Origin of the sequence: Benzoatithermus flavus (assembly GCF_037908215.1) — a bacterium.
Taxonomy (GTDB): domain Bacteria; phylum Pseudomonadota; class Alphaproteobacteria; order Geminicoccales; family Geminicoccaceae; genus Benzoatithermus; species Benzoatithermus flavus.
Genome location: NZ_JBBLZC010000001.1, coordinates 392,566 through 413,608, shown reverse-complemented (window position 1 = coordinate 413,608; position 21,043 = coordinate 392,566). Strand labels below are relative to the sequence as shown.

At 69.3% G+C, this 21,043-nt stretch carries 19 protein-coding genes; 9 read left to right on the top strand and 10 right to left on the bottom strand.

Going from position 1 to position 21,043, the window contains the following annotated elements; translation table 11 throughout:
* Positions 1 to 70 precede the first annotated feature (70 nt).
* Positions 71 to 1,267, top strand: a complete 1,197-nt coding sequence (locus U1T56_RS01865) for a fatty acid desaturase (protein ID WP_418157723.1) — start codon at positions 71 to 73, stop codon at positions 1,265 to 1,267.
* Positions 1,268 to 1,294: 27 nt separating this feature from the next.
* Here U1T56_RS01865 and U1T56_RS01860 read toward each other — a convergent pair whose 3' ends face one another.
* The 3 genes from U1T56_RS01860 to U1T56_RS01850 all read right to left on the bottom strand — a co-directional run bounded on the left by U1T56_RS01860 (position 1,295) and on the right by U1T56_RS01850 (position 5,645).
* Positions 1,295 to 1,756, bottom strand: a complete 462-nt coding sequence (locus tag U1T56_RS01860; RefSeq protein WP_418157722.1) for a MerR family transcriptional regulator — start codon at positions 1,754 to 1,756, stop codon at positions 1,295 to 1,297.
* Positions 1,757 to 2,070: 314 nt separating this feature from the next.
* A complete protein-coding gene (locus U1T56_RS01855; protein ID WP_418157721.1) occupies positions 2,071 to 3,429 on the bottom strand; it encodes an HlyD family type I secretion periplasmic adaptor subunit in 1,359 nt (452 codons plus the stop codon).
* Between the two features lie 2 nt (positions 3,430 to 3,431).
* A complete protein-coding gene (locus U1T56_RS01850) occupies positions 3,432 to 5,645 on the bottom strand; it encodes a type I secretion system permease/ATPase (RefSeq protein WP_418157720.1) in 2,214 nt (737 codons plus the stop codon).
* Between the two features lie 312 nt (positions 5,646 to 5,957).
* Between U1T56_RS01850 and U1T56_RS01845 the strand changes: the two genes are divergently transcribed.
* From U1T56_RS01845 to U1T56_RS01830, 4 genes are all read left to right on the top strand, one after another.
* Positions 5,958 to 7,472, top strand: a complete 1,515-nt coding sequence (locus U1T56_RS01845) for a TolC family outer membrane protein (RefSeq protein WP_418157719.1) — start codon at positions 5,958 to 5,960, stop codon at positions 7,470 to 7,472.
* Between the two features lie 269 nt (positions 7,473 to 7,741).
* Positions 7,742 to 9,073 (top strand): S41 family peptidase, encoded by a 1,332-nt coding sequence (locus tag U1T56_RS01840; RefSeq protein ID WP_418157718.1) that lies wholly within the window; start codon positions 7,742 to 7,744, stop codon positions 9,071 to 9,073.
* A 265-nt stretch (positions 9,074 to 9,338) separates the two neighbouring features.
* Positions 9,339 to 10,112, top strand: a complete 774-nt coding sequence (locus tag U1T56_RS01835) for a divergent polysaccharide deacetylase family protein (RefSeq protein ID WP_418157717.1) — start codon at positions 9,339 to 9,341, stop codon at positions 10,110 to 10,112.
* On the top strand, positions 10,109 to 10,591 hold the full coding sequence (locus tag U1T56_RS01830) for an RNA pyrophosphohydrolase (protein WP_418157716.1): 483 nt from the start codon (positions 10,109 to 10,111) through the stop codon (positions 10,589 to 10,591). The genes U1T56_RS01835 and U1T56_RS01830 overlap by 4 nt, the downstream gene beginning before the upstream one ends.
* Here the strand turns inward: U1T56_RS01830 and U1T56_RS01825 are convergent.
* Both U1T56_RS01825 and U1T56_RS01820 read right to left on the bottom strand, forming a co-directional pair.
* A complete protein-coding gene (locus U1T56_RS01825; RefSeq protein WP_418157715.1) occupies positions 10,554 to 11,600 on the bottom strand; it encodes a glutathione S-transferase family protein in 1,047 nt (348 codons plus the stop codon). The two genes, U1T56_RS01830 and U1T56_RS01825, sit on opposite strands and share 38 nt — an antisense overlap.
* Before the next feature lie 149 nt (positions 11,601 to 11,749).
* Positions 11,750 to 12,727: an NADPH:quinone oxidoreductase family protein gene (locus tag U1T56_RS01820; RefSeq protein WP_418157714.1), complete on the bottom strand. Its 978-nt coding sequence runs from the start codon at positions 12,725 to 12,727 to the stop codon at positions 11,750 to 11,752.
* Between the two features lie 137 nt (positions 12,728 to 12,864).
* Between U1T56_RS01820 and U1T56_RS01815 the strand changes: the two genes are divergently transcribed.
* The 4 genes from U1T56_RS01815 to sppA all read left to right on the top strand — a co-directional run bounded on the left by U1T56_RS01815 (position 12,865) and on the right by sppA (position 16,862).
* Positions 12,865 to 13,416, top strand: coding sequence for an RNA methyltransferase (locus U1T56_RS01815; protein ID WP_418157839.1), 552 nt, complete (start codon positions 12,865 to 12,867; stop codon positions 13,414 to 13,416).
* A 102-nt stretch (positions 13,417 to 13,518) separates the two neighbouring features.
* Complete coding sequence (locus U1T56_RS01810) at positions 13,519 to 14,037, top strand: invasion associated locus B family protein (protein WP_418157713.1); 519 nt, start codon at positions 13,519 to 13,521, stop codon at positions 14,035 to 14,037.
* The gene (gene rlmN / locus U1T56_RS01805) at positions 14,021 to 15,151 is read left to right on the top strand and encodes a dual-specificity RNA methyltransferase RlmN (protein ID WP_418157712.1); all 1,131 of its coding nucleotides are present in this window, start codon (positions 14,021 to 14,023) and stop codon (positions 15,149 to 15,151) included. The genes U1T56_RS01810 and rlmN overlap by 17 nt, the downstream gene beginning before the upstream one ends.
* A 4-nt stretch (positions 15,152 to 15,155) precedes the next feature.
* Positions 15,156 to 16,862, top strand: coding sequence for a signal peptide peptidase SppA (sppA, locus tag U1T56_RS01800; protein ID WP_418157711.1), 1,707 nt, complete (start codon positions 15,156 to 15,158; stop codon positions 16,860 to 16,862).
* Here the strand turns inward: sppA and phoB are convergent.
* Genes phoB through pstC form a run of 5 tightly spaced genes read right to left on the bottom strand, consistent with a single transcriptional unit; the run spans position 16,822 to position 20,980 of the window.
* Entirely contained in the window at positions 16,822 to 17,586 is a 765-nt protein-coding gene (phoB, locus tag U1T56_RS01795; RefSeq protein ID WP_418157710.1) for a phosphate regulon transcriptional regulator PhoB, read from the bottom strand. The two genes, sppA and phoB, sit on opposite strands and share 41 nt — an antisense overlap.
* Before the next feature lie 14 nt (positions 17,587 to 17,600).
* Positions 17,601 to 18,308 carry a phosphate signaling complex protein PhoU gene (gene phoU / locus U1T56_RS01790; RefSeq protein ID WP_418157709.1) on the bottom strand — a complete coding sequence of 236 codons (708 nt, stop codon included), beginning with the start codon at positions 18,306 to 18,308 and terminating at the stop codon, positions 17,601 to 17,603.
* A gap of 11 nt (positions 18,309 to 18,319) precedes the next feature.
* Complete coding sequence (gene pstB / locus U1T56_RS01785) at positions 18,320 to 19,129, bottom strand: phosphate ABC transporter ATP-binding protein PstB (RefSeq protein ID WP_418157708.1); 810 nt, start codon at positions 19,127 to 19,129, stop codon at positions 18,320 to 18,322.
* A 5-nt stretch (positions 19,130 to 19,134) separates the two neighbouring features.
* Positions 19,135 to 19,983, bottom strand: a complete 849-nt coding sequence (gene pstA / locus U1T56_RS01780) for a phosphate ABC transporter permease PstA (protein WP_418157707.1) — start codon at positions 19,981 to 19,983, stop codon at positions 19,135 to 19,137.
* A gap of 4 nt (positions 19,984 to 19,987) precedes the next feature.
* Positions 19,988 to 20,980, bottom strand: a complete 993-nt coding sequence (gene pstC / locus U1T56_RS01775; protein WP_418157706.1) for a phosphate ABC transporter permease subunit PstC — start codon at positions 20,978 to 20,980, stop codon at positions 19,988 to 19,990.
* Positions 20,981 to 21,043: the final 63 nt, after the last annotated feature.

Here is a 21,043-nt window from a genome sequence, read left to right as displayed (position 1 = left end):
GGCCCGGATCACTCGTCCATGCCGGGAAAAGAGCGGACGCAACGAGTCTTCCAACCAGGAGGATATCATCATGGCTCATACTGCTATCGCAGCGCCATCAGCGGCACTGTCGGACGCAGGAGCGACCGATCGCCGCGACCCGCGCGCCCTCATGGCGGCCCGCCTGCCCATGGCGGTTCAGCCGTTCCTCACTTGGCTGACGGCGCGGCCGGCGCCGGGCGAGGCGGAGCGCAGCCGGCCGGCCTGGACCTATGTCAGCGAGGCACTCTTGTGGCTCGTGGTCGGCGTGGCGCTGGGCGTGCTGGCGCTCGATTCGGCCCCCCCGCTCGCCGCGGTGCTGCTGCCGATCTCGCTCGTCGTCACGAGTTCGGGTCTGGGCCTGTTCCAGGTCGTGGTGTTCCATCACTGCTCGCACGGCACCGTGTTCGCGAAGCCCGAGCACAACCGGAACGTCGGACGGCTGATCTCGGCGCTCCTGCTGTTCAAGCATTTCGACGCCTACCGGCGCGAGCACATGCTCCACCACAATGCGAGAAAGCTCCTGACCGAGGAGGACGAGTTCGCCGATTTCGTCCTCGAGATGTGCCGGCTGGCGCCGGGCCTGCCCAAGCGCGAGCTCTGGCGCCGGGTGCTCGTCAACGTGGTGTTCTCGCCCGCCTTCCACCTGCGCTTCCTGCTGCGGCGCCTGCGTGCGTCGCTGTGCTCGCCGGATACCCTCCACAACCACGTCGGCATCGCGGCCTGGCTCACCGCGTTCGTGCTCAGCGCCGCTTCGGGCCGGCTCGTCGCGTTCCTGGTCCTCTGGGTGCTGCCGGTCACCCTGCTCCTGCAGGTGGCGACCGTCGGTCGGATCCTCTGCGAGCACCGCTTCCCCGAGCCGGCGCTGATCGCAGCGCGCGGCCGCGAGTTCGTCTGCCGGGCGACGGCAGGCGTGTTCCCCGGCGTCGTGCCGCCTGCCGCTTCCGCGGGCACGCTCGCCGGCTTTCTCGCCTGGGCGGCGTGGTGGCTCAACATGCTGACCGTCCAGCTCTTCGTGCGGGTGTTCGTCCTGGTCGGGGATGCGCCCTGCCACGACTTCCATCATCGTCGGCCGGCGACGAAGGCCTGGACCGACTATATCCATGCGCGGCAGCGCGACGTCGACGCCGGCTGTCCCGGCTATCCCCTGAACTATGGCGAGACCTGGGGCCTGTTCCGGGCAATCGACGAGAATCTCGCCACACTGTCGCGCACGCCGCCGGAGGTCATCCGACCGGGGGCGCGCTGACAACCGGCAGCGGCATGGGCCGGCCCGTCAGACCGAGTGGCGGGCCTGGCTTTCCCGAAGTTTGCGCCGGACCGGCATCGTGGTGCTCTCGACGCCATGACCGTCGAGAGCGCCCGTCGCGGTGAGGTGAGCATCGACCTGGGCCTTGATCGCGCGCAGATCGGCGAGTGTCGCCTCGAGATCGCGGTGCTGCTGCTCGAGCTGGCGCAGACGGGCCTCGATGCGCCGCGCAAGGTGGCGGGTCTGGGCCACCTGCATCGGGTCGGCATCGTAGAGGTCGAGCCACTCCTTGATCTCGGCCAACGAGAAGCCCAGGCGCTTGCCGCGCAGGATCAGGATCAGCCGCGCCCGATCGCGGCGGCTGTAGATCCGGTTCTGTCCGGCGCGGCGGGGCTGGATCAGGCCGCGATCCTCGTAGAAGCGGAGTGCCCTGGGTGTGACCTGCAGCTCGCTCGCGAGCTCGCCCACCGTGAAGAGAGGCTCGTCCATCGCTCCCGACCCGTCTCTGTTGCTGCCGACCTCTGCCTCGACGTCATCCGGCTGACCTTTACGTCAAGCCCGGTCCCGGTGGAAGTCGAAACGCCCGTCCGGCGGGCGCCGGTCGGTTCCTCTTGACCCGAAGCGCCGGAACGGCGCTCATAGCGATGGGTGCGACCAACGACAACATGCCGGAGGCCCGGCCATATCGAGCGAGGAGGGAGCGATGGATCTGGACGACGTCTTCTGGGCCGCCGGTGTCTGGCTCGTGCTCCTGGCGCTGCCTGTCCTCCTCGCGCTCTGCATTGCGTGACAGCGCTCGTGACTCAGCGCTCGGTCAGTGCCCGCGCCCTTGCCTTCAGGATCGGCTTCAGGAGGTAGTCGAGCACGGTTTTCTGGCCGGTGAGAACGTCGACCTGGGCCGTCATTCCGGGGATGATCCGTAAGGGCTTCTCTTCCGTGCCGAGATGGTTGCGCTCGGTGCGCACCCGGACCCGATAGAAGCTCTCGCCGCGCTCGTTGGTGATGGTATCGGCGCTGATGTCCTCGACCACCCCCTCGAGCCCGCCATAGATCGAGAAGTCGTAGGCCGTGATCTTCACCTTCGCCGGCAGGCCCGGCGAGAGGAAGGCGATGTCGGCCGGGCGGATCTGCGCCTCGACGAGGAGCGTGTCCTCGAGCGGGACGATCTCGATCAGATCCGCGCCGGGCTGGACCACGCCACCGATCGTGTTGACCTTGATCGTCTTGATCGTGCCGCGCACGGGCGAGCGGACCTCGGTGCGGCGTACCCGGTCCTCGCCCGCCGTCACCACTTCCTTGAGGCCCGCCATTTCGGCTTCGATCGCGTTCAGCTCGCGCTGTGCGTCGGAGCGGAAGGTGCTGGTCGCGTTCTCGATCCGCTTGCCCGCCTCGCGGAGCGCGGTCTCGGCGCGGGGAATGGCGAGCCGCGCCTGCTCGAGCTCGCCCTTGAGATCGCTCACCTGCCGCTGCAGCCGGAGGAGATCGCCCTTGGGCACGACGCGCTGGCCGCCGCCCACGCTCTGCATGAGGTCGAGCTCCTGGCTCGCGAGCGCGAAGGAACGCTCGGTCTGGACCAGCCGGCTCTTGAGCTCGACGAGCTCCTGCTGCCGCTGCTCGGCCTGGCGGCGCAGGATCTCGAGCTCGGTCGCGAGTTTGTCCTGGCGGGAGCGGAAGAGGGCCCGCTCGTTCTCGGCGAGGCCGGGTGCTTCCGCCTCGACCTCGGGCGGGAAGACCGGGGCCGCCTTGCCGTCGATCTCGGCGCGGAGCCTGGCCGAGGCGGCGAGGAGGGCGAGGAAGCGCGCCCGCTTCTCGCGGTAGTCGCTGGCCGCGCGGATATTGTCGATCCTGGCCAGCACCTGGCCTTCGTCGACGATCTCGCCCTCGCGGACGAGCATGGCGGCGACGATGCCGCCTTCCAGGTTCTGCACGACCTGCACCTGACGCGAGGGAATCACCTTGGCCTCGCCGCGCGTGACCTCGTCGAGGCGCGCCCAGCGCGCCCAGAGCAGGAACACGACGAAGAACAGGAGCACGGTGAAGAGCAGCACGTGGGCCATGCCGCGTGGCCGCAGCCGGTCGGCGGCAGCGGCGCCGACAAGGAAATCGGCATCGTCCGGACTCCAGAAGCGGCGGCGCCGGAAGCGGGCGGTTGCAGCGGTCATCGTCACCGGCTCCCTTTGGCCTGCGCTTCGGCCAGCATGGCGAGCACCTGCTCGCGCGGTCCGTCGACGACCACCCGGCCGCCGTCGAGCACGATCAGCCGGTCGACCAGCGAAAGCAGCGAGACGCGGTGCGTGATCAGAAGAAGCGTGCGGCCGGCAAGCTCCTCGGCGAGCCGCGCCTTGAGCCGGCTCTCGGCCGTGTTGTCCATGGAGCTCGTGGGCTCGTCGAGGACGAGGATCGGCGGGTCGAGCAGGAGCGCTCTCGCCACCGCGATCGCTTGGCGCTGGCCACCCGAGAGCGTGTCGCCGCGCTCGCCGATCGGCAGATCGTAGCCCAGAGGATGACGGCGCGCGAAATCGTCGACACCGGCGATCCTGGCCGCGCGCAGGATGGCGGCATCGTCCGCGTGCGGCGCGCCCAGGGCGATGTTCTCGCGCAAAGTACCCTGGAACAGGAACACGTCCTGCGGCACGCAGCCGATGTTGCGGCGCAGGTCGGCAGGGTCGATCTGACGCAGCTCGGTCCCATCGACGAGGACGAACCCGCTGTCGGGTTCGTGCAGCCCCAGGATCAGCTTTTCGATCGTGGTCTTGCCCGAGCCCACCCGGCCGATCAGGCCCACCCGCTCGCCTCGGCGCACGCGGAACGAGACGTCGACGAGGGCCGGCAGCTTCTGACCCGGATAGGTGAAGGTGACGTTCTTGAGCTCGATCTCGCCCTCGAGCCGCGGCCGATGCAGGAACCGCCGCTCGGGCGGCCGCTCGACGGGCAGGCGCATCACGGCGTCGAGATGATCGAGCGCCCCCTTGGCCTGATGGTAGCGGCTGAGCACGCCCGCCACCTGTGCCAGGGGCGCCATGGCGCGGCCGGAGAGAATGCTGCAGGCAACGAGCGCACCCGTGGTGAGCCGCCCGGCGGCGATGTCGTACACGCCGACGATGACGACCCCTACCGTGACCAGGTTCGAGGCGAGGCTCGTGAGGTGGACGGTGAGCGTGGAGAAGAAGCGCGAGACATTGGCCGAGCGCGCCGAGAGGGCCACGAGCCGCTCCCAGGCGGCCTGAAGGCGGCCTTCGGCACCGATGCTCTTGATGGTCTCGAGCCCGTTGATGGCCTCGACCAGGACGCCGTGCTTCTGCGCCGACTGCCGCAGGCTCGTGCGCACGGCCCGGTTCAGGGGAAGCTGGAGGAGGAGGCCCGCACCCAGGACGAGCGGCACGGCCGTGGCCGGTACCACCGCCACCCGGCCGCCGATCAGCCAGATGGCGGCGATGAACAGAAGAAGGAACGGGAGGTCGACGAGTGCCGTGATCGAGGCCGAGGAGAAGAAGTCGCGTATGGTCTCGAGCTCGCGCAGGTTGTTCGCGAGCACCCCGGCCGAGGCGGGCTTCGCCACGAGCCTGAGCCCCATGACCTGCTCGAACACGGCGCTCGCGAGCTTCATGTCGCTCGCCCGACCGGCGACGTCGACGAAATAGCCGCGCAGGACCTTGAGCAGGAAGTCGAACCCGAACACGATGAGCGCGCCGATGGCGAGCACCCACAAGGTCTCGATCGCGTTGTTCGGCACCACGCGGTCGTAAACGTTCATCACGAACAGAGGGCTCGCGAGCGCGAACAGGTTGATCAGAACGGCGGCCAACGCCACCTCGCCGTAGACCGGCCACTGCCTGAGCACGGTGCCCCAGAACCAGTGGCCTCGGCGCTCTTCCTGGAGCTCGCCTGCACGGGCCGGGCGGGCGAGCTCGGGCCGGGCGAAGAAGGCATGACCCGTGTAGCGCGCCGCGAGCTCCGGCAGCGGCAGCTCCATCCCGCCCAGGCCCGTTTCCGGCAGGACGACGAGAGCCCGGTCGTCCGCGAGGCGGAGGAGAACGCAGGCCTGCCGGCCCACGAGCAGCAGCACGCAAGGCAGTGCCAGCGGGTCGATCGCCTCGAGCGGACGGCGCAGGAGCCGGGCGCTGAGACCCGCCCGTGCCGCGGCACGGGGGAACAGCTCGGGCGTGAGCCGGCCCTGTACGAGCGGGAGGCCGGCCGTCAGGGCCTGGGCGCTTGCAGGACGATCGAGCAGCCGGGCGAGGGCGACGAGGCTGTCGAGCAGCGGATCGTCGACGGCGCTTCCGTCGGCGCGCGGGCACCACGACGCCGATGCGGCATCGTCCTCATTGGCCGCCGGTTCGGCCACCCGTGCCGCGAGGGCGGTGGTGGCGTTGCTCATCGATGCCTCCTCGGTGGGTGAATGGCCCTGCCGGAAGAGAAGATAGCGGATCCGCCTCCCGCAGCATTGTGTCGTATACGCAACGGCAAACGTGCCACACCGACGCCGACACGGGCAGGGATTGCGTTCGAGACCGTTGCTCTCCTGCCATCGGCAGGGATATGAACGCAAGACGCTTCCATAAGCGTGAGCTATGCGAACCCATGCGCAAGGATTGACGATGGCGCATTAGGGGTCTTATTGAACCGTAGGAAATTACACACTTTCTGACGCGCCGACGTCGGACTCCGGGATACGGGCGAGGAAACTCCCATGGCGAAACACCCGAGCGTTGGGCTCTTGGGTCGGGTCGTGCTGCGCACGCTTCTGACCTCTGTTGCCTTGGTTGCCGGATCGGCTCTGGCCGAGGCCGGGTCGATCCGCGACACCGTGCAGGCCACGCTCGACACCAGCCCCGAGATCGGAGCGCTCAAGGCCAACCGCCGCGCGGTCGACCAGGAGCTCCGGCAGGCACGGGCCAAGTACTATCCATCTCTCGACGCGCGGGCGGCGATCGGCCCGGAATATACCCGCTTCTCGGGCGACCGCCGGCGTGCCGCTCTCGGCCGCACCGATGACGACGACAACCTCCTCCTGCGCAAGGAAGTGGAGCTCACGCTCTCGCAGATGCTGTTCGACGGCTACGAGACGCGGAGCGAGGTCGAGCGGCAGACGGCCCGGGTCGACAGCGCCGCGCACCGGGTGCAGGAAGCAGCCGAGTTCACGGCGCTCGATGCGATCGAGGCCCATCTCGAGGTGCTGCGGCACCAGGACCTGATCAAGCTCAACGAGGCCAACCTGCAGCAGCTCGAGCGCTATCTCGGTCAGGTACGGGGCCTCGAGCGCGGCGGTCGGGCCGATACCGCGGACGTCCAGCAGACCGAGGCGCGAATCGCCGAGGCGCGGGCCAATCTCGCCCAGGCGAGAGGAGCGCTCGCCGATGCGATCGCCAACTACCAGCAGATCGTGGGCCAGAAGCCGGCCGGCCTCACGGCCGAGCCCTCGCCGGTGCGAGCGCTGCCACCCGGACCCGAGGAGGCGGCCGATGCCGCCTCGGTGAAGAGTCCGACCGTGCTGATCGCGGCTGCGGACGTCGACGTGGCGGAGGCCGAGCTGCGCGGTACGCGGGCCAACTACCTGCCACGGCTCGACGCGGAGCTCGCCGCGACCGCTGCCGACGACGCCAATGGCGTCGAGGGCGAGAGCGTGGGCGCTCAGGCGATGCTCGTGATGCGCTACAACTTGTTCCGCGGTGGTGCCGATATCGCGCGCGAGCGCGAGGCGTTCCACCGACAGAACCAAGCGCGGATCGAGCTCGAGCGCGCCCGCCGCAAAGCCGAGCAGGAAGCGCGGCTCTCCTACAACGCCTACCAGACGGCGAGGGCACGGGTGGTCGATCTGCGCGCCGAGGCCGAGGCGCAGCGCCGGACCCGCGACGCCTATGCCAGCCAGTTCGAGCTCGGCCTGCGTCCGCTCCTCGACGTGCTCGACGCCGAGAACCAGCTCTTCACGGTGCGCGTGGCGCAGACCACGGCCGAGTACACCGAGCGCTTTGCGGTCTATCGGGTGCTGGCGGTGACGGGAGCGCTGCTCGACACGCTCGAGATCGTCCGCCCGCGCGAGGACATCTCGATCTACCGTACCCCGGCCGACCTCCAGACGCCGCAGGCGGTCAGGGCCAAGAGTCGCGAGCTGCTCGAGCCCAAGGCCGAGCCCCGGCCCTTGCGCGGCTACAACGCGGGCGAACCGCCCTACGATGCACTGGACGCGGCCAAGGCGGTACGCTGATCACGCCATCGGCATCGGCCCGAACGCCTCGTACTTCCGCCTCGGCCGGTCTTGATCGCGGCCGGCCGGGGCGGGTATCATCAACCGCTTGCCGGTAAGCTGCCGCTTGACGCCGATCCAGGCGCGAGCGTAGTTGCCGGACGGGCTGTTGGCGAAATTCGTCGCCCAAGGGGATCGCCCGCTCGTCCCGGCGGGGAAGCCCGAAGCGTCCGGGACCGGTTCCGGTCCCGCTCCTGGTTGGCGGCACGTGAGGACAAGGTGCGCGGTTGATGCCGAGGTTCGCGGTCAAGCTCAGCATGGTGGCGACAGCCGCTTTCGTCGCCGGCGTCGCGGTCGGTCCGGCCACCGATCTCGTGGCGCAGGCCGGGTCGAGCGACACGTTCCGCCAGCTCAAGCTGTTCGGTGACGTTTTCGAGCGGGTGCGAGCGGAGTATGTCGAGGAGGTTTCCGATCAGAAGCTGATCGAGGCCGCCATCAACGGCATGCTGACCTCGCTCGATCCCCATTCGAGCTATCTCGACGCCGACAAGTACCGCGACATGCAGGTACAGACCCGCGGCGAGTTCGGCGGGCTCGGGATCGAGGTCACCATGGAGAACGGCCTCGTCAAGGTTGTCTCCCCGATCGACGACACGCCCGCCGCCAAGGCCGGCATCGAGACCGGCGATCTCATCACCCACATCGATGGCGAGCCGGTGATGGGCCTCACGCTGAGCGAGGCGGTCGAGAAGATGCGGGGGCCCGTCGACAGCAAGATCGACCTTCGGATCATGCGCAAGGGCCGCGAGGAGCCGTTCGATGTCACCTTGAACCGCGCGATCATCAGGATCTCGCCGGTGCGGGCACGGCTCGAAGGCGATGTCGCCTATATCCGGCTCACCACGTTCAACGAGCAGACCAGCACGGAGATGCGCGACAAGTTCGAGGACCTCAAGAGCAAGGCCAAGGGCAAGCTCACCGGCCTCGTCCTCGATCTGCGCAACAATCCGGGTGGGCTGCTCGATCAGGCGGTCGCGGTGGCCGATGCGTTCCTCGACAAGGGTGAGATCGTCTCGACCCGCGGCCGGCGATCGGATTCGATCCAGCGCTTCAACGCCCGGCCCGGCGACATCGCCGACAACCTGCCGATGGTTGTCCTGATCAACGGCGGCTCGGCCTCGGCCTCGGAGATCGTGGCGGGTGCGCTTCAGGATCAGCGGCGCGCCATCGTCATGGGCACCCAGTCCTTCGGCAAGGGCTCGGTGCAGACGATCATGCCGCTTCCCGGCAACGGCGCCATCCGCCTCACCACGGCCCGCTACTACACGCCCGCCGGCACCTCGATCCAGGCCAAGGGCATCACGCCCGACATCGAGGTGCACCAGGCCAATGTCGAGCAGATCGACGACACGCCCGACCGGCGCGAGGCCGATCTGCGCGGCCGGCTCAAGAACGATCAGCAGGACGAGCAGATGGGCGACCGCGAGGCCGCGGTGGCAAGCGAGGGCGGCGAGCCGCCGGCCGACAGCGGCAAGGACTACCAGCTCTCGCGGGCGATCGATCTTCTGCGCGGCATCTCGCTCTACGAGGGCCGCTCGACGGTGGCCGGCTCGCGCGGCTGACCGGCCGGGTGGTCGCATCCGGTATCCTGCCTGCACGGCGCGGCCGTGCAGGCTCGCTGCGGTGACAGCCGTGAGAGGGTGGAGCAGGGGGATATGGGCCCCCGGCCTTGCGGCCCTTGCCCTGACCGTTGCAGGTGCCGTGGGTGCTTGGCTGCTGCCGAGCGGGGGTGGGATGGGTCGTCGCGACACTCCCTCGATCGGCTTGCCGATACCGCCGCTCTCGGCAGCGAGTCCGGCAGGACCGCCGGTTGCGCTCGACCCGACCTTGATCGAGCGTACCGAGCCGGGCGATCTGCCGCGCATCGCCGCCGACGGCAGGACCTCGCTGTGTCACTACGCCCGAAGGGGCGATGCGCCGTGCGAGCGGGCGTGCCTTGCCGTCGTCGTTCTGGGCCTCGCGCGCGAGCCGTCGGCGTGGGCCCTCGACCTGCCGCCGGTCGTCGGGCTCGCCTTCTCCACCTACGCCGAGGGTCTGCCGGACTGGCAGGCCCGGGTACGGGCCGCCGGGCACGAGGTCCTGCTCGAGCTGCCGCTGCAACCCCGCCGCTTTCCCGAGGCCGACGCCGGGCCTTCGGTCATCTCCTGCATCGCGTCGGCCGAGGCGCAGGTGCAGACCCTGCTCGAGGTGCTCGCGACCGGCGCCGGCTACCTCGCCGTGACCGCCCCCGTCGGCGCCTTCGCCGCCGAGCCGGCGCGGTTCGCACCCATCGCACAGACGCTGCACGCGCGCGGACTCGGCTTCGTCGAGTTCGGCGCCGGCACGCTGCGGGAAACGGCCGGCGAGACGGCGCTGCCATATGAGAACGCCCTGGCGCCGGATGGCGACGAGGCCGCGAGCGATCGGACGTTCGCCGCCGAGGCCGAGGCGCTGGGCATCGGTCGAGCGCTTCTGACCGTTCCGCCGACGCCGGCCGCCCTCGAGCGGCTCGGAGCCTGGCTCGGAACCCTGCCCGGCAAGGGGATCACCCTGGTGGCACCCAGCACGCTCCTCGACGGTGCCGCGAGCTCGACCCGGATCAGCGAGGCGCAAGCGCCATGACCTGCATCGAGACCCCCGAGCCGCTGCCCGGCTACCGACGCTGTGTCGGAATCTTTCTCCTCAACGCTGACGGCCGGGTGTTCGTCGGCGAGCGGCTCGACGCGCCGGGCGCCTGGCAGATGCCGCAGGGCGGGATCGACGGCGACGAGGCGCCCGTGCTCGCTGCCCGGCGCGAGATGCGCGAGGAGATCGGAACCGATCGGGCCGAGCTTCTCCAGGAGAGCCGTATCTGGCGCGCCTACGACCTGCCGCCCGAGCTGGCCCGGCGCATGTGGGGCGGGCGCTACCGCGGCCAGACCCAGCGCTGGCTCGCCTTCCGCTTCCAGGGCGAGGACCGGGACATCCGCCTGGACGGGACGCATCCGGAGTTCGGCGCCTGGCGCTGGGTCGCGCCCGAGCAGCTTCCGATGCTCATCGTGCCGTTCAAGCGCGACGTCTATCTCAGCGTCGTCGACGAGTTCCGTCCCCTATGGGCTTGATCATGATCGTCGAGGGGATGGGCCGAGGTGTTCGGCGCGTGTCCTCCACGATAGCATCCGGCAGGAACGGCATGGCCGGCTCGGCGTGACTCACGGGAGGCGCCGGTGGAGGCAGCGGGCCCGCCGGCGGCAGGGAATCGACCACGGCGAGCGGGACCGGGCGCGGCTCAAGGGTGGTGGTCTGGCCATGGGCCGGTGGCGGAGAGCGCTCCGGCTTGCCCTCGCGCGGCTGGGTCGACTCTTGCCGCATCCCTCTGGCCAGACCGAGATCGCGGACCGGCTCCGGCCGGCCGATCTCGCGGCCGAAGTGCGGCGGCAGGCGCGGGATCGTCTCCTCCACCGTCGATGCCGGCGCCGCGGCGATGCCGGGCGCTGCCTCCGCCGCGACCTCGGCCGCAGCGCCGCGACCCCATTCGCGCATCGCCGGCAGGCTCATCATGTGCGCCACGTAGGCGGCGCAGACCGGGTCGAGCGGCACGGCGTAGGTGGTGAAGCGCGAGCAGACGGGCGCGAACATCGCATCGGCGATCGTGAACGAGCCGAACAGGAACGGCCCGGAGCGGCCGAAGCGCTGCCGGCACTCGCGCCAGATCGCGACGATCCGCTCGATGTCGGCCTCGACCGAGGAGAGCAGCTTGCCGGGCGGGCCGAAGCGGGCGGTGAAGTCCATCGGCATGAAGGTACGCAGCGCCTGAAAGCCGCTGTGCATCTCGGCGCTGATCGAGCGTGCCATGGCGCGCGCCCGCGATTCCGGCGGCCACAGGCCCGGATCGTGCTCGGCCAGGAATTCGGCGATGGCGAGGGAATCCCAGATCCTGACCTCGCCCACGATCAGCACCGGCACGCGGCCACTCGGCGAATAGGCCAGGATGCGCTCGCGGCTGTCCGGCCGGCGCAGCGGGATCAGGATCTCCTCGAACGCGAGGCCGATCTGCTTCAGCAGTAGCCAGGGCCGCAGCGACCAGGAGGAGCTGTTCTTGCTGCCGATGACGAGCTGCAACGTGCTCATGGGCGCGCCTTTGCGCGGGATCGGGCGACCAGGGGGAGCATGACGCCGAATGCTTTAAGCAACACTAATGGCTATGCCGCGTCGGTTGCAGGTGCAAGCGGCGCGCGCGCATTTCCGGCGTGTGTTGCACCGCTGCCCGAGGACGGATCTCAAGCGACCGTGACGACGACCTTGCCGATGCTGCGCCGCTCCGTGAGCAGACGGATCGCTTCGGCGGTCCGCTCGAGCGGGAGCGTCGTCCCGACATGCGGCCGGATCCGACCCGCCCGATACCAGTCGAACAGCTCGTGAAAGCCCGCCCGCAGCCGCTCGGGGTCGTGCTTCCGGTAGCTGCCCCAGTAGAAGCCGAGCACGGCCGCGTTCTTGACGAGGAGGATGTTGGCCGGGATCTGCGGCACCGTGCCCGAGGCGAAGCCGATGACGACGATCCGCCCCTCCCAGGCGATCGCGCGCAAGGAAGCGTCGAACATGGCCCCGCCCACGGGATCGTAGACCACGTCCACGCCCATCCCGCCCGTGAGCTCCTTGACGGCAGCACGGATATCGTCCGCCTCGCTGTCGAGCACGTGGTCCGCACCGTGCTCCTTGGCGACCTTCAGCTTCTCCGCACCACGGGCGGTTGCGATCACCGTGGCGCCGATGGCCTTGCCGCACTCGACCGCAGTGAGCCCCACGCCGCCCCCCGCGCCGTGGACGAGAAGCGTCTCGCCGGCATGGAGGTCGGCGCGCCAGCGGAGCGCTCCGTACGCGGTGCCGTAGGCGATGGCGAAGCCCGCCGCCGTGACCGCGTCCATCTCGTCGGGCAGGGCGACGACGTCGTCGGCGCGAGCCACGACCTTCTCGGCGAAGCCGCCGTGGCTCACGACCGCGAGCACCCTCTGCCCCGGCACGAGGCCGCGTACGGCGGCACCTACCGCCTCGATCTCGCCGGCGACCTCGAGGCCGGGCGTGAAGGGGAGCGGCGGCTTCTCCTGGTACTGACCCTTCAGCATCAGGCTGTCGGCGAAGTTGACCCCCGCCGCTCGCACGCGGATGCGCACGCCGCAAGCGCCGGGCTCGGGATCGGGCAGATCGGCGAGCTCCAGCGATTGGGGGCCTTCGAGCGTGCGGCAGACGATGGCTCGCATCCGGATCTCCCTCGGGTGGCGGGCCGAGCCTAGTGGAGACGATGCCGGCTGAGAAGCCGATCGCGCAGATTCCCGCCCAGACCCTGGCGCGATGCGGCGAATGGCCCTATCTGAGGCGCGCCATGTCCGAACCATCCATGCGCGGCTATTTCGCCATTGGCGCCGAAGGCATCAGCAAGCCCATGAACCTGGGCAACCTGGTGCGCTCGGCGCACGCCTTCGGCGCCAGCTTCGTGTTCCTGGTCGATGCCGACTACAGCGTGCGGAAGGCCCGCTCCGACACCTCGCAGGCCGAGTTCCAGCTTCCGGTCTACGACTATCCTTCCGTCGAGGCGCTGCAGCTCCCGCGCGGCTGTCGGCTCGTCGGCTGCGAGCTCGTGGACGAGGCCGTGGATCTGCCGAGCTTCCGTCATCCGTTGAACGCGGCTTACGTGTTCGGGCCGGAGCGGAGCTCGCTCTCGCCGGCGATGCTGGCACGCTGCCACCACGTCGTGAAGATCCCGACCCGGTTCTGCATCAATCTCGCGGTGGCGGGTGCGATCGTCATGTACGACCGGCTCGTCAGCCTCGGCCGCTTCGCACCGCGGCCGGTCCATGCCGGCGGCCCGATCGAGCCCCTGCCGGCGCACGTGCACGGACCGATCAAGCGCTTCGGCCGCCGGCCGCCCGAGGATCTGGCGTCATCGTGAGTCTAGGCCGGCCGGTCAGGCGCTTCCGCTCGCATGAACGAGCCATTATGGTGCCGCGACCATCCGACAGGCTTCAACCGGCTGCAAGAACGAAGGAGACCAATGCGACATTCGCTGCGTTGGACGCTGGCATGCATCGTGGTCGCGACGGCGGCGCAGACGGCGTCCGCCTCGGCCGAGGCACCGAAGTTCGTCAGCAGCTTCAAGGATTGGACCGTTTACGAGGTCGCCGACGGCAAGGGCAAGATGTGCTATGCCGCGAGCGAGCCGACGAGCCAGGACGGCAACTTCAAGAGCCGCGGCAACCCGGCGGTGCTCGTGGCCCGGCTGCCGGGCAGCCCGCCGAGCGAGCAGGTGAGCGTTCAGCCCGGCTACACCTATCGCAAGAACAGCTCCGTCGAGGTGAAGATCGAGAACCGGACCTTCCAACTCTTCACCAAGGGCGAGCATGCCTGGGCCAGGACCGAGGCCGACGACAAGGCGCTGATCGAGGCCATGAAGCGCGGCTCGAGCATGACCGTGCGTGGCACCTCGACGCGTGACACCGTCTCCATCGACACCTATTCTTTGAATGGTTTCAAAGCTGCCTACGACGCGATGCGCGATGCCTGTGCCAAGTAGCCTCGCCCTGCCGAAGCCTCTTGCCGCCGATGGGAAGCCGAGCCTGATCGGGCTCGACGTGCAAGGACTCGCGGCCTGCCTCGAGTCCTTGGGCGAGCCCGAACGGCAGCGGGATTTGCGCGCGCGTCAGCTCTTCCACTGGATCTATCACCGGGGCGCCGCCTCGTTCGAGATCATGAGCACGCTGCCGCAGGCTCTGCGCGCCCGGCTCGCCGATGCCTATTCGGTGGCGCGGCCCGAGATCGTGGCCGAGCAGCGCTCTTCGGACGGCACCTGGAAGTGGCTTCTGCGCTTCGCCGATGGGCAGGAGGTCGAGGCCGTGTTCATCCCCGAGGAGGATCGGGGGGCCTTGTGTGTCTCGACGCAGGTGGGCTGCACGCTCACCTGCAAGTTCTGTCACACCGGCACCATGCCGCTCGTGCGCAACCTGGGTGCCCCTGAGATCACCGCTCAGATGCTGGTCGCCCGCGATGCGCTTCGCGAGTGGCCGACCGCGATCGAGGGCCGGCTGTTCACGAACATCGTCGTCATGGGCATGGGCGAGCCTCTGTTCAATTACGACAATCTCGTGGATTCGATGCGCCTCGCCATGGACGAGCAGGGGCTCGGCCTCTCGCGCCGGCGCATCACGGTTTCGACCTCGGGTGTCGTGCCCAGGATCGACCAGCTCGGGGCCGATCTCGGCGTCGGGCTCGCGATCTCGCTCCATGCGGTCCGGGACGATCTGCGCGACGAGCTGGTTCCGATCAATCGCAAGTGGAAGATCGCCGAGCTGCTCGATGCGTGCCGCCGCTACCCGACCCGGCGGCGGATCACGTTCGAGTACGTGATGCTGAAGGGGGTGAACGACAGCGACGCCGATGCGCGCGAGCTCGTGCGCCTGCTCGAGGGCATTCCGGCCAAGGTCAACCTGATCCCGTTCAACCCCTGGCCCGGCGCACCCTTCGAGTGCTCCTCGAACAACCGTATCCACGCCTTCGCCGCGATCGTCGAGGCGGCGGGTTACGCCTCGCCGGTGCGGACACCGCGCGGCCGCGACATCCTCGCCGCGTGCGGCCAGCTCAAGACCGAGAGCCAGCGCCTGCGCCGGCGCCTCTCGGCCGCGGCGGCCTGATCCCTTGCGCCGTTTTCTCGTCGGGGTGCTCGCCGCCATCGGCGTCGTCACCCTCGTGATCGTGGGTCTGGTGGGAGCGCTGGTCTGGCGCTTCCTGCCGGAGCGGCATGCATTTCCGGCGCAGTTCGTCCTCACGGCCGACTGGAGCCAGGCGCTCGCGGAGACCGCCGGGCCACCCGACCTCCTCGACTTCCGGCTGACGCCGGCGCCCACGGTGAGCGACATCGTGCTGGCGCTCGATGCCGCCACCAGGGACCCGCGCGTAAAGGGCCTCGTGGTCCGTCTCGCCGAGGCGCGGCACGGCTTCGCCGCGGCCCAGGAGCTGCGCGATGCGGTGCGCCGCTTCCGGGCGAGCGGGCGCTTCGCCATCGCTCATGCCGACAGCTTCGGCGAGCTCGGCCCCGGCAACGAGGCCTATTATCTCGCCACGGCCTTCGACGAGATCGACCTTCAGCCCGTGGGCCTGGTCGGGCTCACCGGACTCATGGCCGAGGTGCCGCTGGCGCGCGAGCTTCTGGCCAGTCTCGGCGTCGAGCTCGAGGTGGTCAAGCGCGAGGAGTACAAGACCGCCCTCGAGAGCTTCACCCGGAGCGAGCTCTCGCCGGCCAACCGCGAGATGCTGGAAGGCCTGCTCGACGGGCTGCAGCGGCAGCTCGTGGCCGGCATCGCCGAGGGCAGGAAGTTGGATCCGGTCGAGGTGCAGCGCCTGATCGACCATGGCCCGTTCACGGCCGACGAGGCGCTGGCCAACCGGCTGATCGACCGGATCGCGCATGCGGACGAGGCCATGCGGGCTGCTCGCGAACGAGCCGGACCGGGAGCCGGCAGGGTCGATCTCGCCGACTACGCGGCACAGCGGCCGACGGTGGAGGCGGGAGCCGCCAAGATCGCGCTGATCCGGGCAGCCGGGCTGATCCGGCGCGGCGAGGACGGTGTCGGCTTCGAGATCGCGGCCGGGGATCTCGCCGAGGCCCTGGCCGATGCCGCTGGGGACGACCGGATCCGGGCCGTGATCCTGCGCATCGATTCCGGCGGCGGCTCGGCCGTTGCCTCGGAGACGGTGGCGCGAGGTGTCAGGCGCGTGCGCGAGGCCGGCAAGCCCGTGATCGTCTCGATGGGCAACACGGCGGCCTCGGGCGGCTACTGGATCGCCATGGACGCGACCCGGATCGTGGCCCAGCCCGGCACGATCACGGGCTCGATCGGGGTCATCGCCGGCAAGCCCATCCTGAGCGGCGTCTGGGACAAGATCGGCGTCAACTGGGCCGAGATCGCGCGCGGCGCCCATGCCGGCATGTGGTCCGTGAACCAGCCCTTCTCACCGGAGGCGCGGGCACGGGTCGAGGCCGTCCTCGATTCCATCTACGGCACGTTCAAGGCAGGGGTGGCGCGCGGCCGCTCCATGACGCCCGAGCAGGTGGAGGCGGTGGCGAAAGGCCGGGTCTGGATCGGGGTCCAAGCCAAGGATCTCGGCCTCGTCGACGAGCTGGGCGGCCTCGATGCGGCTCTCGCGGCAGCGCGCCGCGAGCTGCACCTGCCCGACGGCGCCGCGCTCGACATCGAGATCCTGCCGCGGCCGAGAAACCCGCTGCTCGCCGCTCTGCGTTGGCTCCGGCCGCAGGCCGGCGCCTTGGCGCAGGCGGCGGCGCTCGTTCGTCAGCTCGGCGCTGCTACCGGCACGGCGACGCTTCCACCCTTGGGCGTGCACTGACGCCGCCGGCATCCGCCCCGTCCGCAGGCTCGATCGCGAGCTTGCGGTCGAGCGAGTAACCTTCCGCTCGGACGGTGCGCAGGAGGTCGGCCTCGCCGCCGGCGTTCAGCGCCCGACGCAGGCGGCGGATGGTGGCATCGACCGTCCGAAGCTCGATGTCGAGATCCGTTCCCCACACCCGATCGAGGAGCTGGGTGCGGCTGAAGACGCGGCCAGGATGCTCGAGGAAGTGGCGCAGGAGCCGGAACTCGGTCGGCGAGAGCTGGACCTCGCGCTCGCCCCGGAACACCCGATGCGCGGCGAGGTCCATCCTGATGTCGTGGAAGCTCAGGACCTGCTCGACGAAGGCGGGTCGTACCCGGCGCAGCACGGCGCGGATGCGCGCGATCAGCTCGGCCGGCGAGAACGGCTTCGTGACGAAGTCGTCGGCCCCGGTGTCGAGCCCGCGCAGGCGGTCCGGCTCCTCGCCGCGCGCGGTCAGCATGATGATCGGCAGGTGCGCCGTATCCGGGCGGCGCCGCAGCCGGCGGCAGATCTCGAGGCCCGAGAGCTGGGGCAGCATCCAGTCCAGAAGAACGAGGTCGGGGGCGCGCTCCTCGACGAGCGTCATCGCCTCCTCGCCGTCATAGGCCTGGACCACGGCGAAACCAGCAGCCTCGAGGTTGTAGGCCAGGAGCTTCTGCAAGGGTGGCTCGTCCTCGACGATCAGGATGACTGGCCTCATGGCTGCCCTCCGCCTCAGCCCACCTCGTGGCGGGGCCGGTTGATCTGCGAGCCGTGGATCATGTAGTGGATCTTCTCCGCCACGTTGGTGGCATGGTCGCCGATCCGCTCCAGGTTCTTCGCGATGAACAGGAGATCGATGCAGCGGCTGATCGTGCGCGGGTCCTCGAGCATGTAGGTGATCAGTTCGCGGAACAGGCTGTCGTAGAGCTCGTCCACTTCGTGGTCGCGGTTCCACACCGCCATGGCCTTGTCGGCGTCGCGGTCGACATAGGCGTCGAGCACGTCCTTGATCATGGCGACGCAGGCGCTGGCCATGCGCGGGATGCTCGCGATCGGCCGCAGCTCCGGCTGCTCGGCCAGGCGCTGGGCGCGCTTGGCGATGCTGACGGCGTAGTCGCTGGTCCGTTCGAGGTCGTTGCTGATCTTGAGCGCCATGGCGATGATCCGGAGATCGACCGCCATGGGCTGGCGCAGGGCGAGGAGCCGGATGACGTGCTGGTCCACCCGCTCCTCGAGTGCGTCCACCTCGTCGTCGCGCTGGATCACGGTGGCGGCGATCCCGACGTCGCGGCGGAGCAGAGAATCGACGGCACCCGCCACCTGTTGCTCGGCGAGGCCGCCCATTCGGCAGATCAGGGTGGTAAGCTCCGCCAGCTCCTGGTCGTAGGCGCGGACGGTGTGGCCGCGGGCCAGGACGTCCGGTTTCGTCGTGTCGGCCATCGAAGTCCTCCTCAGCCGAAGCGGCCGGTAATGTAGTCCTGTGTGCGCTGGTGCCGGGGGTTGGTGAAGACCTGGTCGGTCTCGCCGAACTCGATCAGCTCGCCCAGGTACATGAACGCCGTGTAGTCGGAGGTGCGCGCCGCCTGCTGCATGTTGTGGGTGACGATCGCGATCGTGTACTCGGCCTTGAGCTCGTCGATCAGCTCCTCGATCTTGGCGGTCGAGATCGGATCGAGCGCCGAGCAGGGCTCGTCGAGCAGGATCACCTCGGGCCGCACCGCCACGCTGCGCGCGATGCATAAGCGCTGCTGCTGCCCGCCCGAAAGCCCGAGCCCGCTCTGGTGCAGCTTGTCCTTGACCTCGTCCCACAACGCCGCCTTCTGCAGCGCGGTCGCCACGCGCTCGTCCATCTCGGCCTTGGGCAGGCGCTCGTAGAGGCGGATGCCGAAGGCGACGTTGTCGTAGATCGACATCGGAAACGGCGTGGGCTTCTGGAACACCATTCCGACCCGTGCGCGGAGCAGGTTCACGTCCTGGCTCGGGCTCAAGATGTTCTCGCCGTCGAGCAGGACCTCGCCCGTGGCGCGCTGGCGCGGGTAGAGGTCGTACATCCGGTTCAGGATGCGCAGAAGCGTGGACTTGCCGCAGCCAGAGGGACCGATGAAGGCGGTGACACGGTGCTCGTGGAGCGGCAGGCTGATGCCCTTCAGGGCGTGGAACTTGTCGTAGAAGAAGTCGACGTTGCGGATCGACACCTTCTCCGGGAGCGCCGCCGTGGGTGCCCGGAAGATGCTGGCGGCGGATGCGGTCGCGATCGCCATCGGGGTCAGCCCTTGTTGGTCACCGCCGCGAGCGCACGGGCGATGATGTTGAGGGTAAGGATGGTCGCGGTGATGAGGAGCGAGCCGGCCCAGGCCAGCCGCTGCCAGTCCTCGTAGGGGCTCATCGCGAACTGGAAGATGGTCACGGGCAGGTTGGCCATGGGGGCGTTCAGGTCCGTGCTCCAGAACTGGTTGTTGAGCGCGGTGAACAGGAGCGGCGCGGTCTCGCCGCTGACCCGCGCCACGGCGAGGAGGACACCCGTGATCATGCCGTTCCGGGCCGCACGGTAGGAGACGAGCGTGATCACCTTCCAACGCGGGCTGCCGAGTGCCGCCGCCGCCTCGCGCAGGCCGACGGGCACCAGGTTCAGCATGTCCTCGGTGGTGCGGACCACGACCGGCACCACGATTACCGCCAGTGCCACCGCCCCGGCCCAGGCAGAGAAGTGCCCCATCGGCAGCACGAACAGCACGTAGACGAACAGCCCCACGACGATCGAGGGCGCGCTCAAGAGGATGTCGTTGATGAAGCGGACCGTCTCGCCGAGCGGGCTGTTCTTGGCGTACTCGGCGAGCCAGGTCCCGGCCATGATGCCGACGGGTGCCCCGATCAGGGTGCCCACCACGGTCATCACGAGGCTGCCGAAGATCGCGTTGGCGAGGCCGCCGGCGCTGCCCGGAGGGGGGGTGGTCTGGGTGAAGACCTCGACCGTGAGCGCCCCGGCGCCGTTCACGACGAGCGTCCACAAGATCGCGACCAGCCAGAACAGGCCGAAGGCAGCGGCCGCGAGAGAGAGGCCGATCGCGATCCGGTTCTTGAGCTTGCGACGGCGATAGAGATTCGTGGGCCGCATCGGCTCAGCCTCCCGCCTTCTTCTGCATGCGCAGGAGCATGAACTTGGCGCAGGCGAGGACGAGGAAGGTGATGGCGAACAGAAGGAGGCCCAGGGCGATCAGCGAGGAGGTGTACGTCTCGCCCACGGCCTCGGTGAACTCGTTGGCGATCGCGGCCGAGATCGTGGTGCCTGGCGCCAGGATCGAGCCGCTGATGCGGTGCGCGTTGCCGATGACGAAGGTGACGGCCATGGTCTCGCCGAGCGCTCGGCCGAGCCCCAGCATGATGCCGCCGGTCACACCCACCCGGCTGTAGGGCAGCACCACCTTCCACACCACTTCCCAGGTGGTGGCGCCGAGCCCGTAGGCCGATTCCTTCAGGATCGGCGGCACGGTCTCGAACACGTCGCGCATGATCGAGCTGATGAAGGGCAGGATCATGATCGAGAGGATCAGGCCCGCCGTGAGCACCCCGATCCCATAGGGTGGCCCCTTGAACAGGAAGCCGATGCCGGGAAGTGTCCCCAGCGTGTGGATCAGGAAGGGCTGTACGACCGATTGCAGGAAGGGAGCCAGCACGAACAGGCCCCAGATGCCGTAGATGATGCTGGGAATGCCGGCCAGGAGCTCGACCGCGATCCCGAGCGGCCGCTTCAGCCACATCGGGCACAGCTCGGTCATGAAGAGCGCGATACCGAAGCTCACCGGCACACCGACCAGCATCGCGATCAGGGAGGTGACGAGCGTGCCGTAGATCGGGGCCAGCGCCCCGAACTCCTCGGTGACCGGATTCCAGACCTCGGCGGTGACGAAGCCGAGGCCGAACTTCCGCAGTGCCGGCAGCGCCCCGTCGATCAGCGAGACGATGACGCCGCCGAGCAGCGCCAGCACGAGGATCGCGAAGAACAGGCAGGCGAGATGGAACCAGCGATCCTGAACGCGCTGCCGGCGGGCGATCTTCAGGATCTCGCGTGGCAGGGCACTTGGCACCGCCTCGGTCACGGTTGCGCTAGCCATGGAGTTCGTCCGCAGCTTCCGGCCACGAAGAAGGCTGCCCCACGGAGCAGCCTTCCCATGCGC

Excerpts from the sequence above, each read along its gene's own strand:
- U1T56_RS01865 (WP_418157723.1), top strand. The coding sequence starts at position 71 with ATGGCTCATACTGCTATCGCAGCGCCATCAGCGGCACTGTCGGACGCA.
- U1T56_RS01860 (WP_418157722.1), bottom strand. The coding sequence starts at position 1,756 with ATGGACGAGCCTCTCTTCACGGTGGGCGAGCTCGCGAGCGAGCTGCAG.
- U1T56_RS01855 (WP_418157721.1), bottom strand. The coding sequence starts at position 3,429 with ATGACCGCTGCAACCGCCCGCTTCCGGCGCCGCCGCTTCTGGAGTCCG.
- U1T56_RS01850 (WP_418157720.1), bottom strand. The coding sequence starts at position 5,645 with ATGAGCAACGCCACCACCGCCCTCGCGGCACGGGTGGCCGAACCGGCG.
- U1T56_RS01845 (WP_418157719.1), top strand. The coding sequence starts at position 5,958 with ATGGCGAAACACCCGAGCGTTGGGCTCTTGGGTCGGGTCGTGCTGCGC.
- U1T56_RS01840 (WP_418157718.1), top strand. The coding sequence starts at position 7,742 with ATGCCGAGGTTCGCGGTCAAGCTCAGCATGGTGGCGACAGCCGCTTTC.
- U1T56_RS01830 (WP_418157716.1), top strand. The coding sequence starts at position 10,109 with ATGACCTGCATCGAGACCCCCGAGCCGCTGCCCGGCTACCGACGCTGT.
- U1T56_RS01825 (WP_418157715.1), bottom strand. The coding sequence starts at position 11,600 with ATGAGCACGTTGCAGCTCGTCATCGGCAGCAAGAACAGCTCCTCCTGG.
- U1T56_RS01820 (WP_418157714.1), bottom strand. The coding sequence starts at position 12,727 with ATGCGAGCCATCGTCTGCCGCACGCTCGAAGGCCCCCAATCGCTGGAG.
- U1T56_RS01815 (WP_418157839.1), top strand. The coding sequence starts at position 12,865 with ATGCGCGGCTATTTCGCCATTGGCGCCGAAGGCATCAGCAAGCCCATG.
- U1T56_RS01810 (WP_418157713.1), top strand. The coding sequence starts at position 13,519 with ATGCGACATTCGCTGCGTTGGACGCTGGCATGCATCGTGGTCGCGACG.
- rlmN (WP_418157712.1), top strand. The coding sequence starts at position 14,021 with ATGCCTGTGCCAAGTAGCCTCGCCCTGCCGAAGCCTCTTGCCGCCGAT.
- phoB (WP_418157710.1), bottom strand. The coding sequence starts at position 17,586 with ATGAGGCCAGTCATCCTGATCGTCGAGGACGAGCCACCCTTGCAGAAG.
- phoU (WP_418157709.1), bottom strand. The coding sequence starts at position 18,308 with ATGGCCGACACGACGAAACCGGACGTCCTGGCCCGCGGCCACACCGTC.
- pstB (WP_418157708.1), bottom strand. The coding sequence starts at position 19,129 with ATGGCGATCGCGACCGCATCCGCCGCCAGCATCTTCCGGGCACCCACG.
- pstA (WP_418157707.1), bottom strand. The coding sequence starts at position 19,983 with ATGCGGCCCACGAATCTCTATCGCCGTCGCAAGCTCAAGAACCGGATC.
- pstC (WP_418157706.1), bottom strand. The coding sequence starts at position 20,980 with ATGGCTAGCGCAACCGTGACCGAGGCGGTGCCAAGTGCCCTGCCACGC.